12 protein-coding genes and 2 pseudogenes are annotated in these 15,538 nt (G+C 58.5%); 2 read left to right on the forward strand and 12 right to left on the reverse strand.

Translation table 11 applies throughout. The features are described from left to right. Positions 1 to 78 precede the first annotated feature (78 nt). The 7 genes and pseudogenes from P775_RS29550 to P775_RS03450 all read right to left on the reverse strand — a co-directional run. A complete protein-coding gene (locus P775_RS29550) occupies positions 79 to 303 on the reverse strand; it encodes a hypothetical protein (RefSeq protein WP_425439876.1) in 225 nt (74 codons plus the stop codon). Continuing rightward, positions 288 to 450: pseudogene (locus P775_RS28760) on the reverse strand (transposase); the annotation flags it as partial. The gene P775_RS29550 and the pseudogene P775_RS28760, both read right to left, overlap by 16 nt. Positions 451 to 518: 68 nt before the next feature. Then, positions 519 to 1,013 (reverse strand): hypothetical protein, encoded by a 495-nt coding sequence (locus tag P775_RS03430; RefSeq protein WP_245875549.1) that lies wholly within the window; start codon positions 1,011 to 1,013, stop codon positions 519 to 521. Next, positions 1,000 to 3,090 carry an efflux RND transporter permease subunit gene (locus tag P775_RS03435; protein WP_099909651.1) on the reverse strand — a complete coding sequence of 697 codons (2,091 nt, stop codon included), beginning with the start codon at positions 3,088 to 3,090 and terminating at the stop codon, positions 1,000 to 1,002. The genes P775_RS03430 and P775_RS03435 overlap by 14 nt, the downstream gene beginning before the upstream one ends. A 77-nt stretch (positions 3,091 to 3,167) precedes the next feature. After that, on the reverse strand, positions 3,168 to 3,668 hold the full coding sequence (locus tag P775_RS03440) for an isoprenylcysteine carboxyl methyltransferase family protein (RefSeq protein WP_342749631.1): 501 nt from the start codon (positions 3,666 to 3,668) through the stop codon (positions 3,168 to 3,170). Further along, positions 3,665 to 4,729 (reverse strand): type III polyketide synthase, encoded by a 1,065-nt coding sequence (locus P775_RS03445; protein ID WP_099909653.1) that lies wholly within the window; start codon positions 4,727 to 4,729, stop codon positions 3,665 to 3,667. Before P775_RS03445 ends, P775_RS03440 begins: the two co-directional genes overlap by 4 nt. 181 nt (positions 4,730 to 4,910) lie before the next feature. After that, positions 4,911 to 5,105: pseudogene (locus tag P775_RS03450) on the reverse strand (transposase domain-containing protein); the annotation flags it as partial. Between the two features lie 360 nt (positions 5,106 to 5,465). Here P775_RS03450 and P775_RS03455 point away from each other — a divergent pair. Next, positions 5,466 to 6,947 (forward strand): leucyl aminopeptidase family protein, encoded by a 1,482-nt coding sequence (locus tag P775_RS03455; protein WP_099909654.1) that lies wholly within the window; start codon positions 5,466 to 5,468, stop codon positions 6,945 to 6,947. A gap of 71 nt (positions 6,948 to 7,018) precedes the next feature. On the opposite strand, the gene P775_RS03460 is transcribed toward P775_RS03455, so the two are convergent. From P775_RS03460 to P775_RS03480, 5 genes are all read right to left on the reverse strand, one after another. Next, positions 7,019 to 8,869, reverse strand: coding sequence for an ABC transporter ATP-binding protein (locus P775_RS03460; protein WP_099909655.1), 1,851 nt, complete (start codon positions 8,867 to 8,869; stop codon positions 7,019 to 7,021). Next, positions 8,866 to 9,837 carry an ABC transporter permease gene (locus tag P775_RS03465; RefSeq protein WP_099909656.1) on the reverse strand — a complete coding sequence of 324 codons (972 nt, stop codon included), beginning with the start codon at positions 9,835 to 9,837 and terminating at the stop codon, positions 8,866 to 8,868. Before P775_RS03465 ends, P775_RS03460 begins: the two co-directional genes overlap by 4 nt. Beyond that, on the reverse strand, positions 9,837 to 10,727 hold the full coding sequence (locus P775_RS03470) for an ABC transporter permease (protein WP_245875550.1): 891 nt from the start codon (positions 10,725 to 10,727) through the stop codon (positions 9,837 to 9,839). Before P775_RS03470 ends, P775_RS03465 begins: the two co-directional genes overlap by 1 nt. 154 nt (positions 10,728 to 10,881) lie before the next feature. Then, the gene (locus P775_RS03475) at positions 10,882 to 12,573 is read right to left on the reverse strand and encodes an ABC transporter substrate-binding protein (RefSeq protein WP_218967613.1); all 1,692 of its coding nucleotides are present in this window, start codon (positions 12,571 to 12,573) and stop codon (positions 10,882 to 10,884) included. A gap of 58 nt (positions 12,574 to 12,631) precedes the next feature. Continuing rightward, positions 12,632 to 13,555 (reverse strand): proline iminopeptidase-family hydrolase, encoded by a 924-nt coding sequence (locus P775_RS03480; protein WP_099909658.1) that lies wholly within the window; start codon positions 13,553 to 13,555, stop codon positions 12,632 to 12,634. A 353-nt stretch (positions 13,556 to 13,908) separates the two neighbouring features. On the opposite strand from P775_RS03480, the gene P775_RS03485 reads away from it, so the two are divergent. Then, positions 13,909 to 15,468 carry a D-aminopeptidase gene (locus tag P775_RS03485; RefSeq protein WP_425439877.1) on the forward strand — a complete coding sequence of 520 codons (1,560 nt, stop codon included), beginning with the start codon at positions 13,909 to 13,911 and terminating at the stop codon, positions 15,466 to 15,468. Positions 15,469 to 15,538 lie beyond the last annotated feature (70 nt).

The raw sequence follows: 15,538 nt of genomic DNA on the forward strand, positions 1-15,538 counted from the left end.
CGCCGTGTAGTCCGGTGATTAACGGGTGGTGCGGAAAAGGGTTCCATGAAGTCGGGCGAGAGCTTTTGTCACGGTGAGCTACTGGCCATCCCACGGACAAATCCTGCCGCCATTTGAGTATTCATCATGGGCAGGAGCTTTAGCGATCCAAATCAGATTTGCTTTGACAAGCACGTTTTCTGTCTCGTGCAGCTTTCGGATGAGGTGAAAAACTGCGACCTTTGCGGGAATTACCATCGGGCGGAGCCCGATATATTTGGCCTTGAGGCCAAGCTTGAAGCGCAGTGCGGCAAGTCGCGCCATGGCAAACCGGTTCGAACCCGCCAGAAAACTGCCTCTAGAAACAGGCGATTGTTCTTTGCCGTGGCCCCGAGTTGCTGGCCTCACCCGGCAAATGCGGCTCAAGCTGTACCATACACGATCCGTCACCACAAAGCGCTGCTCCTTAATTCAAACCTCCTGTTGGGAAGGTTGAATCGGTATTCAAACCAAATGGGACACTTGATTGCCCACAGGCCCTAACGAGAGAACTCGAGATCTGACATTGTGATTTCAGGGTCTTCACGGTCTGTGGACCTCAGCCAAAGCGTCGTGCCGGAAGTCCGCCATTCGATGTTTTGAGCAAGATTGCGACCCGTTGCGGGATCCCATGCTCGGAAGGTGAAGGCGATGAGATTTTCCCGCTGGATACCGGAAATGGCGGCACTGCCAATGCCGTCCGGATTGAACCAGTGACCAGAAATGCGGTCTGAGCCGTCTTTCCCTTCGATTTCCCCCGATAGCCTGATCTTACGTCCTGGAACAACGCAACGCCCGGAAACTGTCAGCTTCAGCTGCCCCGAGTCAAAGTGATTATCAAGCCGACAACGCACGGTTTCCTTAGGGCCGTCAGGCGTTTCACGCGCCCAGCCCGATCCGGTCCAATGGCCATCCATGTCGCCGAGAGGATCGGCAGCGGCATTGCTGAGACTCAATGCGAAGCAAACTGCCATGATGGTTTTAATAGCTATCATGAAACGGGTCCTTTCGCGACAGGAGCGCGGGCAAAAGCAACAGATCGAACACCAACGCGACCAAAAGCGTTACGATCATCATTCCCCCGAACAAACGGATGGGAAAGAACCCGCTGGCAAGTGTGACGCAAAGACCGACGCTTAGCAAAATCGTGGTCAGAACCATCACCTGACCAGCATCGCGCGTGGCCAATGCCACAGCGGCCCGCGGGGCCTCGCCCCGGCTGCGTGCATCAGAGTATCGGCTGATGAAATGCACCGTGTCGTCAATCGCGATGCCAAAGGCAATCGTGAGCGCCAGAACGGCTGTAGGCGTCAGCTCTCCGCGCGCCCAAAGGTGGAGCGACGCGCCGGTGATCATGAGCGGGAGGAGATTGGGCAACGCCAGAACGGGAATGAGCCGCAGAGACCTGAAAGCCAGTGCAACGATCAGTGTAGCGCCGATTGCGGCGGCCAGAAGTCCTCGCGACAATTCGGAAATCAGGCCGACGGCCTCGAACCTCATGATAGTCGGCAGGCCGATGATACGGTCAGCACCGCCCCCCGCCGCCGCCGCATAGAGAGCATCGAAGGTGCGCAAGCTGTCCTCATCGCGCATCGGTTCGGGTATGGACACGAAAATTCTGTGGACGGAGGTGTCTGGCCGGATTTCCTGGATGAGCGCGATCGGCAGGGTCGCAAGTTGTTCTGGACTGGGTTCGGTGTCCGGCGTGCCGAGCCAGCGGGCGAAATTCACCTCTGACAGAACGGCGTCAGGGCCTGCAATGTCACTCAGCGTCTGGGACAGGGTCCGTGTCTTTTCCCAATCGCCGTAGACCTCGACAATCATCCTGAAGACGCCGCCAAAATCCTTGGATATGGCATCATTTGCTGCGACGGTCGTGCTGTTGTCAGGGAGGTTCTGGTACAAAGGAAACCAAGGGGTTGTCTGCAGATACCCTGCGACCGACAGACACAGCAAAGCAATCGACGCCAAGATAACCGTCTTGGGAAAGCGCGACCCCACCTCTGCCAAAGTGTTCGCCCCGCGGGATGCGAATTGCGGTATGGGTCGGTCAGAAGGTCTGATGATCATGGCCAGGAGCGCGAATGCCGTGATTGTCATGGCGAAGGCCATCACGGTTCCTACGGCGCCCAAGAGTGCGAATTCGAACAGCTGGGCATTGCCGGTGAGCATCACACTTGCAAAAGCGGCGGCTGTGGTCAGCGCGGTGAGGGCACATGCCGGCCCGACACGACGTACAGTGTCTGCCGGATCGCCTTTAGACGTTTTTAAATCACCCGCCAGATGCACACCGTCCGCAACGCCCAGAACCAGCAACAGGATCGGGATGACATTGCTCAGCACCGTGATCGGATAACCCAGCCAGACTGACAGCGCCAGAACACTCACCGCACCGCAAACGGCCGGGACGACGGCAAGCAGGACCATGCGCAGATCCTGCAGCAGGACCAACGCAGCGAATGCCACCAGCAGCGCGCCCCAGATGTTCAGCGAAAGCAGATCGCCTTTCAGGCCATTCACAATTTCAAGATTTATCGCGTCCTCCCCTGTCAGGACCAGCGACATGTCGGCAGAGAGCGCGCCGTCGATCTCTGATCGCAAGAGCGGCAGGACCTCCCGAACCTTGGTTTGTCCAAGATCCACCGTCACAGTGATAAGAAGCGCTGTATTCTCATCATTGATAAAGATCGGCAGCCCCGTACCAAGGGCGCGGAACTTGCCGATATCTGCGCCATAATCCGGCAGTATCTCTGCGGGAAAAACCGGCTGCCCATTTGGTGCGCCCTCGTCAGGACTCATCCTCAAGATGAAAGGAGAGACAACTCCGACCACCCCGTCGATGAACTCAATCTCAAGCGTGGCATCGCGAAACGCGGTCAGCTCGACCGAGGTCATGGGGGCAGCCGAGCGGACATAGGCGATGACTGTGCTGATCGGAGGATCCTGCGCCGCCTCATAGCTGCGCTGCGCATCGGAAAGAGCGCTGTCTGACAGGAACACCCGGTTGATGTCGTCGTCAAATCGCAGATTGGGAAGGCTGGCACCAATCACCACAAGTATCGCAACAAGCATTGTCGCAGCTGTTTTTGGCCACCGAAGTACCGCCAGTCCCAGCCGTTCAGCACCAAATCCGATACCGAGTGACAATGTCAGCCCCGGCGCAATGGCACGAGCGCCTTGCCTTCAACACCAATTCTGACCCAGAGCATTGCGGCATTCAAAACGGTAAAAAGCGCGGCGATCCAGACCAGGCCAAGGACCATGGGGGCCACCATCAGTTCCGCAACAACAAGAACATAGTTAGGATGCTTGAGATATCTGAACGGCCCATGCTGCACCAGTGGCGCATCCAATATGATGATCCTGGTTGTCCAGCGTGCCCCCAAGGTGCCCAGTATCCAGAGCCGAAACAGCTGCAGACCCACAAAGACGCTAAGCCACGCAAAATTCATGTGCTGATCATAGCCGAATATCAGCAGACACCCCAGCCATGCAGCATGCATCGCAACCATAACGGGGTAATGTCCGCGGCCTACCTCGTACGCACCTCTTTCAAGCAACCGGGCGGTATTGATTTTTGCGATGACCAGCTCGCTCAGCCGCTGCACCACAATAAACCCAAGAAAAAGAAGCGTGGTTGTCTGCATCATGCCGCCTTTGCCGTCACATGAAAGGGCAGGTAGGAGGCGGTGAAGCCCGGTCCAAGAGCACAGGCCATCATCTGACCGCTTGTCCCGGCATCAAGAACTGCCTTCATCACAAACATGACCGTCGGCGCGGACATGTTGCCCGCTGCACGCAGCGTTTGACGTTCGGCATCAAGACTGCCCTGATCCAGATGCAGGGCGTTTTCTATGGCATCCACCACTTTCGCGCCGCCTGGATGACAGACGTACCGGTCGATCTGGTTGTGGTTCAGGTTGGCCGCGTTCAGCGCCTTGCTGGTCGCTTCGGCAAACTCTGCCTTCACAAAGGACGGAATTGATCGATCGAAAACCACCCCAAGCCCGGATTCATCCACATCCCAGCCCATGATGCCCAGAGTTTTGGGCCACATTGTCTGGTAGCCCGGGTGTAGCTCCACAACCGCCTTGCCGCTGGACTTGTCAGAACTGATGCAGGCGGCTGCGGCCCCATCCCCGAAAAGGACAGCCGCGATGATGTCAGCCTTTTGCAAGCGGTCAGAGCGGAAGGATAAAGAGCAGGTTTCGACCACGACAAGCAGCACCTTTGATCCCGGCCTGGCCGTCGCAATGGATTGCGCAACCGAGAGCCCAGACACGCCACCAGCGCATCCAAGGCCGAACAGCGGAATCCGCATTATATCCTGACGGAAGCCCATTTCAGAAAATGCTTGGGCGTCCAGTGTCGGCGTCGCAATGCCCGTCGACGACACTGTCACCACACAATCCACCTCAGATCCGCTCCAACCAGCCTCTTGCAAGGCGGCATTTGCCGCATCAATAAAAAGCGCCTTTGCGCCAGAGATATAGGCCGCGTTGCGATCCTGCCAGTTGTGAGCTTGCGCGAACCAGTCGATCGGAACAACCGAATAACGACTATCGATTCCGGCGTTCGCAAAAGATGCCGAGAGGCGATCAAAATGTTCGTATTTTCGGCCGAAAATTGTCGCCGCCCGGTCCTGAACATCAGCCTGCTTGAGGCAGTGTGGAGGAAGCGCTGGCGCTATTGAATGCAAATAAACTGGCATAAGAATTCCATCTTCCTCAAAGGGTGATGCCGAATGCTTGCAATCTTCATTTGAAGGGATGTAGGCACTCTCTAGTCAACGTGTGTAAGCAGATTTCGTTCCCGCATGCTTAGAATATAAGCTTCTGTGGAAGGTATCCGCGCGGTCTTGCGGCGCATAAGGCCTATTGTGGCGTCAAGCTCTAGGGCGCGAGTTCGTCGATGCAGTCGATCTTGTGATATGCTGAACGCTCGAGAACCTCGGTGAGCCAAGCTTCTAGATTAACGCTGTTCATGCGGCCAGTTTCGATGAGCGTGTAGGCGATCGCTGCGGCTATGCCGTCACCTTCCAAACCCATGAACAGATAGTTTTTACTGCCGAGAAGCTTGTGCCTGATCGGTGACGACCTCTGAGCGTGCGTCAAACGATGGCAAGGCGCGCTCCGTAGAGGCCTTCAACCTGTTGAGCGGCTATGCCGCTGAAATACAGGTATGATAGCGCTGCAGCACATTACTCGCGGCATTCCAAAAAAACATGACAAAACCCTTTTAATATGGCTCATCTCGTTTAGACGAAAGTTCACCTTTCAAGAGATTATCCGGGTGGCAACCCGTACAGTTGGGCGGCATATTGATCGGATCTGCATTGCCCCTCAGGTCGTCGGCTGTGTGTTGCTGTACTTCACTCGTGCGATTTGACCTATAAAGGATCGGGTGCAGGTCAAGAGAATGTCCCCAGTTTTACCGGAAATGAAACAATGACAGTTAAAATCTCGAAATTTCCGCAAAGTGACGCGGCTTCATACGCGGCGCCTCATGTTCACATCATTATGCTTGCACAGGATGGAGGTCTTGGCCCGCGTGCCCGGGCGCTGGACGGGCAAATCCATGGTGCGATAGGGCATGCCATTAAAGCCGCAGCATTCACGGGCAAGCAAGGCGCCTGTCTGGATGTTCTGGGCGCTGAAACGGGTAGGATCATCGTGGTCGGGCTGGGCGAGGCGTCAGAACTCGGGGCGCTGGTGTCCTGCAAGGTGGGGGCCGCGCTTGCGGCTTTTGTTGAAGAGCGCGGCGTTACGGCAGCCAGGCTGCTGTTCGAGCTGCCAGCGGGCACCGCGATCACGGGCGAGCAGATTCTGATGCGGATGTTGCTGGGCCTGCGTCTGCGCAACTATCGTTTCGAATTGATGCCCCAGTGCGAGATCGCGTTCGATCTGGATTTGCAGGTGGACAGCGATTTCGATCTGGATCTGTGTGCGCGAGCGGATGCTATTCATTCCGGCGTCAGCTTGGCGCGCTCGATGGTCAATTTTCCCGCCAGCCATCTGCACCCGGACAACTTCTCCAGCTATCTGACACCGCTGCGGGAGGCCGGCATCGAAATCAAGATTCTTGAAACGGAGGAGCTGGAGCGCCTTGGCATGAACGCACTGCTGGCGGTTGGCAACGGCTCTGCGCGCAAGCCAAAGGTGATCGTATTGCGCTATAATGGAGGAGCGCCGAGCGAGGCGCCGATCGGACTGGTGGGCAAGGGAATCTGCTTTGACGCAGGCGGGCTGATCATCAAGCCATCTGAGGGTATGTTCGACATGCGAGGGGATATGGGCGGCGCGGCGGCGGTGATCGGGGCGATGCTGACGCTGGCGTTGCAGAAGAGTCCGGAGAACATCGTCGGCGTGCTTGGGGTTGCAGAAAACATGCTGTCCGGCAATTCCTACAAGCCGGGGGATATTGTGACGACGATGTCCGGCAAGACGGTTGAGGTCTATGACACTGACTGCGAAGGCCGCATGGTTCTGTCGGATATCCTGTATTACACAGCCTCGCAGTTCAAACCACGGGTCATGGTGGATCTGGCGACGCTGACCCATTCGGTGATGCAGGGGCTGGGGCAGGTGTTCGCGGGCGTCTTCGCCACTTCGACCGATCTGGGCAGTCAAATGGTGGCTGCAGGTGAAATAACAGGCGAACGCTTCTGGCCGCTGCCTCTGGATCACGCCTACGACGAGGGTCTGAAATCCCCGGTGGCCGACCTGCGCCAGCATGCCCGTGATCTGGACGACGGCGATGCCCCTTATGCCGCAGCCTTCCTGCGCCATTTCACGATGGATCTGCCATGGATGCATCTGGACATTGCAGGCAAGGAGATCCGTGAAGCGGATACGCCGCTAGCACGACGTGGCGCACTTGGCTTTGGTGTTCTTGCGCTGGAAGAGTGGATCTCCAGAGGCGTCGCGTAGAACACTATCCGACCCGGCGTCGGGCGGGGGAAAAGTGAGCATCACGCCCTGCCCGCCGAGTTTTCGTGCCTTCAGGCGGCTGTAGTCACGTCATCGCGCACCAGATGACCGGGTGCGATTTCGATATAGCGGCGCTTCGGCGGCACATAGGACATCGGGTGCAAGGGCGTCTTCAGCTCCTGCGGTTCTTGACTGCGGCGGCTGTGGCGGCGCGAGGGATCAGGAACGGCGACAGCCTCGATCAGCCGACGGGTATAGGGATGCGCCGGACGCTCCATGATCGCAGAACGCGGTCCAATTTCGACAATTTCGCCAAGATACATCACCGCAATGCGATGGCTGATCCGTTCGACCACCGCGATGTCATGAGAAATGAAAAGGAAGGCGATCCCGAGGTTCTGCTGGATATCCATCAGCAAATTGACGACCTGCGCCTTGACCGAAACATCCAACGCTGACACGGATTCATCTGCGATGATTATTTCCGGATCCAGCATCAACGCCCGCGCTACGCACAGGCGCTGCCGCTGACCGCCTGAGAACTCATGCGGGAAACGCGCCAGCATATCGGGCTGGAGGCCGACCTGACGCATCAGCCTTTCGGCCTTCTGGAGGGCCTCGGCGCGGCTGCCCATGCGATGTTCCAGAAACGGCTCGGTGAGCGCCTCTGAGATCGTCATTCGGGGGCTAAGGCTGGCCAAGGGGTCCTGCGGGATCATCTGGATGCGCCGACGCAGGCGGCGCAGCTTTTCGCCGCTGGTGTCGAACAGCTCGGTCCCACTCAGGTCGACGCTGCCGGAACTGCGTCCCCCGGACAACTGGATCAAAGACTTGCCCGTCGTGGACTTGCCGCAGCCGGATTCCCCGACCAACGACAGGGTTTCGCCCGGATAGATGTCGAAGGACACATCCTCGACCGCATGCACCTGGGCGACCCGACGCTGCAGCAATCCGCCGCGCATGTCGAACCGGGTCACCAGATCGCGGATCTTGAGCAAGGGTGCCGCGGTGTCGGGTGTGCGATCCAGCTTGGTGCCGGGCGTGACAGAGCCATTAGCCATGTTGACCACCGGAAAGCGCAGCGGCACGGGTTCACCCCGCATGGTGCCCAGCTTTGGAACGCTGGCCAGAAGACCCTTGGTATAGGGCTGCACCGGCGCGTCAAAGATCTGCGCCGTCGTGCCACTTTCCACCATGTCGCCGCGTAGCATCACCACAGTGCGATCCGCGACCTCGGCCACCACTCCCATGTCATGGGTGATAAACAGCATGGCCATGCCGAATTCTTCCTGCAGATCCTTCAGCAGATCCAGAATCTCGCCCTGAACGGTGACGTCCAGCGCGGTCGTCGGCTCATCCGCAATCAGCAGCTTGGGACGCGAAGCAAGGGCCATCGCGATCATCACGCGCTGGCGCATACCGCCGGAGAAGGCGTGCGGAAAATCAGATATGCGCGCTTCGGCATTGGGGATTCGCACGCGCTGCATCAGTTCGATCGCCTGTTTGCGCGCCTGGGCCTTTGACATCGGGCTATGCACTGTCAGCGCTTCGGTGATCTGGTCACCGATGGTGTAGATCGGGTGCAGGCTGGTCATCGGCTCCTGAAAGATCATTGCAACCTTCTGGCCGCGAATTCGGGACACCATATCCTCTTCACTCAGCGCCAAAATATCTTGGCCATCCAGAAGGATACTACCGCCCAACCTGCTGGTCTCTGGGTCCAGCAGGCGCGTGATTGCCATAGAAGTGACGCTTTTGCCGGATCCGGATTCTCCGACTAGCGCCACGGTCTCACCGGCGCCTATCTCTAGGTCAAGGCCGCGCACGACCTCGCTCCAGACGCCCCGCGCGCCACGGAATGACACGCTCAGGCCACGTACGGACAGAACCGGAGCTGGGGTTTTTTCGCTAGACTTGGTCATTTCTGCCTCATTCGTGGATCTATCATGACGCAGAGCACGTCGACGATCGCATTCGCCACCACAACAAAGAACGATGCATAGAGCACCGTTGCCATGATCATCGGCAGGTCGAGCGCCTTGAGAGCCTGATAGGTCAGGCGGCCCACACCATTTATGCCGAACACCACCTCAGTCAGAACGGCTGCGCCGCCGACAAGCACGCCGAAATCCATGCCGAACATGATGACAATCGGAATGATCGCGGTGCGCGTTGCATGTTTCAGCAGGACGCGGCGCGCGCTCAACCCCTTGGACCGGGCTGTTCGAATGTAGTCTTCCTGATAGGTTTCGATGATGCCGGTCCGTAGCATGCGCCCATAGAGCCCGATATACATCAGCGCCAGGCAGATCCATGGAAAGACCAGCGCAAAGAACCAGCCTGCAGGGTCCGATGTAAGGGGAACGTAGCCAAGTGGCGGCACCCATGAAAATGCCCATGTGTCATGCAGGCGGCTTTGCGTAACTAGGTTGATCATCTCGCCCACCCAGAAGACGGGCATCGCGACGGCCATCATCGACGCGCCCATCAAGATCTTGTCTGGCAGGCGGTTCCTGAAGGCTGCAGCGATGATCCCGGTGGTTGCACCAAGGGCCATCCACAAGATCGCGGCACCTGCCACCAGCGACAGGGTTGCCGGGGCAGCAGACATGATGGTCGGGACAATTTTCTGCCCGCGGTTGGCAAATGATGTCAGGTCGCGCGTGATGAACAGGCGATCCATCATCAGGCCGTACTGCACATACAGTGGTCGGTCGAGGCCGAAATCATGGCGCACGGCAGCGATGGTTTCAGGCGCCGCGTTCCGCCCGGCGATCCGCGCTGCGGGGTCCGAGCCTGGGGTGGCAAAGAAGATCAGGAAGGTGATCACACTAATGCCGAGCATCACGATGACCATCCGCAGAAGGCGTGACAGAAAAATCGTCAGCATCAGCGGCCCCTAGCAGATTTGGGGTCCAGGACGTCACGCAGGACATCGCCAAACAGATTGAGCAGCAGAACTGTGACCATGATCGCGATCCCGGGCGCAAGGGCCACCGTGGGGCGTGAATAAAGCAGTGACTGGCCGTCCTGCAGGATGGTCCCCCAGCTGGCGTTCGGCGCTTGTACCCCGACTGATAGAAAGGACAGAGCGCTTTCCGTGACGATGTTCAGCGCCGTTAGCATCGGCGCAAAAACAATCAGGGTCGACAACACGTTGGGCAGGATATGGCGCATCAGGATGCGGTGCCGCCTGACCCCAAGACCGCGTGCGGCCAGCACGAATTCGCTGTTCTTGATCGTCATGACGCGGCCGCGCACGGGCCGTGCGACATAGGGCACATAGACGAGGCCAATGATCGTGATTGGAATGATCAGGCTGGACGACGAAAGCTCTATCGGGCCCAGCACGAATGTCTTGCCGATCATCACGATGGAGAGAGAGATCGCCAGAAGATAGACGGGAAAGGCCCACATCATGTCGATCAGGTTGGACAGAACGCCATCGACCAACCCGCCCGTGTACCCCGCCGCAACGCCGATGATCGCAGCAAGGGCCAGCGTCAGCACGGTCGACGCTGCAGCAATCAGCAAGGAGCTGCGACCGCCGTAGAGCATCCGTGCCATGACATCACGCCCTTGGGTATCAGCTCCCAGCATGTATTCGCCTGACCAAGTGGGGCCGATCGGCGTCACGCCAAGCCCCAGCCCTTCGGTAGAGCGTTGCATGACCGGGACCGTCTTGCCCTCAACCTCGATTTTGGCGCTCAGACCAGATCGGAAAGGGTCCGTATGGGCCACGTGATTGGCGTAGAGCGGGGCTAGAAGGACCGCGATCAAGATCAAAATCAACCCAATCCCGGACAGTACAGCGGTCGGACTGCTCAGCAACCCTGCCAAGAGACGCTTCCAGGGACCATCAGGGGCTGAAACGCCCTCCCCGATCGGGGAGGGCGGCAATTTATCGGTGGAGACCGAAGTCATTCTAGACCTTTCACTGAACCCAGGACTTGGCAATCAGCCAGTTGAACAGGCTGGAATACTCGAAGTTGCCGACGCGCTCGGACAGAAGGTCGAGGCGACGCGGCGTGAACAGGGGGACAGCCGGGGCTTTTTCCATGACTGCGTTGTCGATCTTGGCCCACTCCGCGTTGGCGGCCTCAGGGTCGGTCGCGCCGAGGGTCATGGCTGCCTTCATGCGCGCATCGATCTCCTCGTCACAGAAACCCGCGATGTTGATGGAGGAATCCGAGCCCGGGTGGAACGAGCCGCAGCCGAACAGAACGTTCAGAAAGTTGGAGGCGGCCGGGTAGTCCATGTACCACTGGGTAACCGAGATCTGCACGTTGTTGTTGGTGTTCTGGATATAGGTGAACTGGATGTCACCAGAGACGGTCTGCACCGTCGCGTCATAGCCCAGATCGCTCAGAACCGACTGCAGATAGGTGCCTACACCACGCGATGCGGCGTTGTCCTCGGTGACAACATTCACCTTTTCACCCTTTGTGCCGCTTTCCGCGACCAGCGCACGTGCCTTGTCCATATCCGGCGCACTCCACGTGTCGCCCGGATCTTGGGTGTAAATGCAGCTGTCTTCATGACCGGGGAAATCTGGCGGCAGGATCTGGCACACCGGCTGGGCAAGAGCCGGTCCGCCGAAGACCGATACCAGCGCATTGCGGTCGACGGCATAGTTCAGCGCTTGACGCGCACGCACATCGTTGAAGGGCGAGATGTTCACGTTCATCGGTGCATACCACCAGGCTGATTGCGCATGTACATGCAGCTGATCGGTGGCATTGGTGCTCAGCTCGGCCAGTCGGTCGGCGGGCAGAGGATCGAAGCTCCAGTCAGCCTGGCCGTTCATGACGGCGTTGACCGCGGATTCCTCGGTGCCGCCAAACTTGTATTCGATCGTGTCGGCATAGCCTTCGGGCTGGGCATCCACGCTCCACTCCACGAAGTGGGGATTGCGTTCCATCGTCAGGGAATTGTTGGCATCGTAGGAGGTGAACATGTAGGTCCCGGTTCCGGGGATCGGCGTGTTGCCCATGTCCTTCGATGCTGTGCCCTTGGGTAGGATCGAGGCATGCGGCGCGCTGAGCTTGAACAGAAACTCGGGATCTGCTGCGACCAGGTTGATCGTCACCGTATTGGCAGTGCCGTCCGCGATGACGCCTCCTTCTAGGGTGCAATCTGCGGGGCTGGAAAGGCAGTCTTCCGCGCCCACGATGCCATTGTAGAAGCTGCCGGAAGTGGGACTGCTGACCTTGAAGATCCGCCGCAGGGAAGCGACTACATCCTCCGTCGTGACGTCGTCGCCGTTGGAGAACTTCACGCCCTTGCGCAGGGTGAAGGTATAAGTCTTGCCATCAGCGCTTACGGTCGGCATTTCGGCGGCCAGGTCAGGCACGACGGTGTTGCTTTCGGGCCCATCAGCCTTCTTGAACGCCACCAGGCCGTCGTAGGTGGCGCTGTAGAGCTGCCAGAACTGCGCGGTGTAGTTGATCTGCGGGTCGAGCGTTCCGCCAGAGGCCACGGCCATCAGGTGCATCGTGCCACCGCGATGAGCGTCCTGCGCCTGTGCCAAGGCGGGCACGACTGCGGGAATCATTGCTGCCGTGATCGCAAGGCGGGCGAGCGCGCTACCACGTCGACCTGTCTTAGAAATAGCCATGAGGTCCATATACTTATCCTTTCAAAATAGGTGATGAGAGTGTCCTGGGGCCCCGTTCAGGATGCCATCAGGCGCGGGCCACATCTGGTTGCGGGGAAGAGGCGTCACACTGCGCCAGAAAGTCACCGAGAACCCGCATGCAGTCCTCGAATTCCTCAAGGTGTGGCATGTGGCTGGAATTTGGAAAAACATGCCAGCGCACGTTGGGAATAAGGTCTTGAAACGGTTGCATCGTGGCCGGGGTTGCTTCGTCATAGGCCCCAGAAATCAGCAAGGTTGGCACTTCGATCGCTGTCAGACGGTCGATGACCGACCAGGTCTTCAGCGTGCCCCGGATGTGGAATTCGCTGGGGCCGATCATCGTGTGATAGACTGTCGGATCGCTTTCGACTGCATCATTGGTGCGCTGCACATCGTCCGGAAGCGGCTGCAGACGGCATATATGGCGGGTGCTGAAAACCTTTGACGCCTCCTTGTAAGCTGCGCTGTCGGTGGTTCCGGCCTCTTCATGCGCACGCAAGGTCTGCTGCACATTCTGGGGCAGGTCGGCCAGCAAGCGGTTTGCCTCATCGGCCCAAATCTCCATGGACGCCGGGGAATCCGCTATGATGAGGGCGCGCAGGCCGACGGGCTGACGTATCGCGAACTCCGCGCCCAGCATCCCCCCCCAGGATTGCCCGAGAAGGTCGTATCCCGCGTCCAGTTTCAAGTGCGCGATCAGGTTTTCAAGCTCTTCAAGGAACAGATCTACGGTCCAGAAATCGGCCCCCTTTTCAGGCAGATGGGTCGATTTTCCATTGCCCAGCTGATCGTAATGGATCACCGCGCGCCCGTCCTGCGCCAGCGCCTTGAAGCTGTCGACGTAGTCATGTGTGCAGCCAGGTCCCCCATGGGCCACGATCAGTGGTGTCTTGTCAGAGGTAAGCTCCCCGGTGACGCGGTACCATGTCTTCCAAGACCGAAAGGGGGCGAAACCTTCGTGAGTTGTCATGAGGCGGTCCTTGCCTTTCTTGTCCAAACTATTCTCTCGTGCCCGATGCGGGCCGGGGTCAGGCCACGCGATATTTGTCTCTAAGCCCGTAGTCTGACAGCGGGCCCGAAGGCTGTCCGTGTCACGCTGCGATTTTCACACACAAGTTCCCACCTTCCCCATGGTGAAACCGGTGATAAGAGCTCAGTCGATCGCGCGATATGCCTAAAAAGTAATCAAGTGTGTTTGCAGCGCGGCGCCTGATGCCCTAAAATTCATCCCTTAGTTGCATTTTAGGGCTTGCCTTGGTCGAATCACTGGCGATCAATTAAGAGCTGCTGAGTTTTTGATCAGACACTGGACCCAACCCGATGATTTACCTGAGCCGCGCCATGTTGGAAGACGCAATTAACGCCGTGCCAAAGCGGTTTCAGGGTCCGGGTGGACTGATCGGTGTCCTGAAAGACGGCGAAGTCGTAGCAAGCCGCGCCTGGGGATACAGCGATCTGGCGCGTGGCACCGCGATGAGTGTCGACACACGGATGCCGATCTGTTCGATCTCCAAGCAATTCACCTGTGCGAGCCTTCTGGCAGCGGTTGGCGAGCCTGAGGTGCTGGACGGCAAACTGCCGCCCTTTCTGCCCTATCTGGCCACCGAACTCCCCTCCGTGCGCCAGCTGTGCCACAATCAGTCCGGGCTGCGGGATTACTGGGCGCTGACGGTGCTGCACGGCGGGCTTGCCGAACAGACCTTCCGGCGAGAGGACGCTCTGCCCATGATCGCCCAGATGCGCAGCGGGCATTTCCCCCCCGGCACCAGTTATTCCTACTGCAACTGCAACTACCGCATCCTGAGCGAGATGATCGAGGCCGAGACGGGCTCGGATCTGGAGACGCTGTATCAGACCCATATTTGGGGACCTGCGGGTATGAAAACTGCTGTTCTGACCGCCGATACACGCCACCCTGAGGATGGCGTGGTGGGCTATGAAGGCAACGGGGATCATGGCTTCATGCCCGCCGATAACGGCATCTACTGGCGTGGCGATGCGGGTATTTCAGCCTCGCTGAGTGACATGATGGCATATGAACACTGGATTGATGCCCAGCGTGAGGACGAAAGTGGACTGTATACCCGCATTTCGAAACAGCCCACTTTCAGCGATGGCACGCAGGCTTGGTACGGCTTTGGGCTTGTCCATGAACGCATCGGTGCACTTGCAGTCACCGGCCATGGCGGTGCATTGCGCGGCTTTCGCATTCACCGGCTGTACTGCCCTGAGGTCCGCCTGTCAGTAGTGGTGATGTTCAATCACGAAGCCGATGCCCATGCCTGTGCTCTGCAGATTGCCTCTGCCGCTTTGGGCAAGACCGAGCCTGCGTCGCGGCCTCTGCCAGAGGGATGGGCGGGGACCTGGATCGATCACGACCGCGGAATGATGACGCGCATCACACCCGGGCGCCGCACGGTCGACTTCCAGTATTTCACAGATGTAACGCAGCTGAGGCTTGCCGAAGATGGCAGCCTTGTTGCGCCGGGTGTCAGACTGCAGCGTGCGGGCGATGCTTTGACACTTGGCATCGTCTCTGAAAACACGCAGCGCCAACTTGAACCGATTACCGAAGTGCCCGCGATTTGCAGCGTGGATGCAGCTGGAACCTACGAAACCGAGGAACTGCAAACCGAAATGTGCATCGAAATCCGCGATGGCGCGGCCAGCATGCAGTTCACCGGCCTTCTAGGAACCGGGCAGATGGAGCCTCTTTACCCGGTCGCGCAGGATGTCTGGGAACTTGTCACACGGCGTTCGATGGATGCGCCAGCTCCTGGCAGCTGGACGTTCACTGTGATACGCAATGATGATGGTCATGTCACGGGCGGTACATTGTCGTGCTGGCTGGCACGCAATATAGCGTATCGAAAGGTGGCCTAGCAACTTCTATGGTTGCCGCCCATTGTGCAAGGGCCTCGGACTTCTGGGCTTGGTGATCGAGTGCGGTCTT

Source organism: Puniceibacterium antarcticum (genome assembly GCF_002760615.1).
GTDB lineage: Bacteria > Pseudomonadota > Alphaproteobacteria > Rhodobacterales > Rhodobacteraceae > Puniceibacterium > Puniceibacterium antarcticum.

Excerpts from the sequence above, each read along its gene's own strand:
- P775_RS29550 (WP_425439876.1), bottom strand. The coding sequence starts at position 303 with ATGGCGCGACTTGCCGCACTGCGCTTCAAGCTTGGCCTCAAGGCCAAA.
- P775_RS03475 (WP_218967613.1), bottom strand. The coding sequence starts at position 12,573 with ATGGACCTCATGGCTATTTCTAAGACAGGTCGACGTGGTAGCGCGCTC.
- P775_RS03460 (WP_099909655.1), bottom strand. The coding sequence starts at position 8,869 with ATGACCAAGTCTAGCGAAAAAACCCCAGCTCCGGTTCTGTCCGTACGT.
- P775_RS03430 (WP_245875549.1), bottom strand. The coding sequence starts at position 1,013 with ATGATAGCTATTAAAACCATCATGGCAGTTTGCTTCGCATTGAGTCTC.
- P775_RS03435 (WP_099909651.1), bottom strand. The coding sequence starts at position 3,090 with ATGCTTGTTGCGATACTTGTGGTGATTGGTGCCAGCCTTCCCAATCTG.
- P775_RS03445 (WP_099909653.1), bottom strand. The coding sequence starts at position 4,729 with ATGCCAGTTTATTTGCATTCAATAGCGCCAGCGCTTCCTCCACACTGC.
- P775_RS03455 (WP_099909654.1), top strand. The coding sequence starts at position 5,466 with ATGACAGTTAAAATCTCGAAATTTCCGCAAAGTGACGCGGCTTCATAC.
- P775_RS03480 (WP_099909658.1), bottom strand. The coding sequence starts at position 13,555 with ATGACAACTCACGAAGGTTTCGCCCCCTTTCGGTCTTGGAAGACATGG.
- P775_RS03465 (WP_099909656.1), bottom strand. The coding sequence starts at position 9,837 with ATGCTGACGATTTTTCTGTCACGCCTTCTGCGGATGGTCATCGTGATG.
- P775_RS03440 (WP_342749631.1), bottom strand. The coding sequence starts at position 3,668 with ATGATGCAGACAACCACGCTTCTTTTTCTTGGGTTTATTGTGGTGCAG.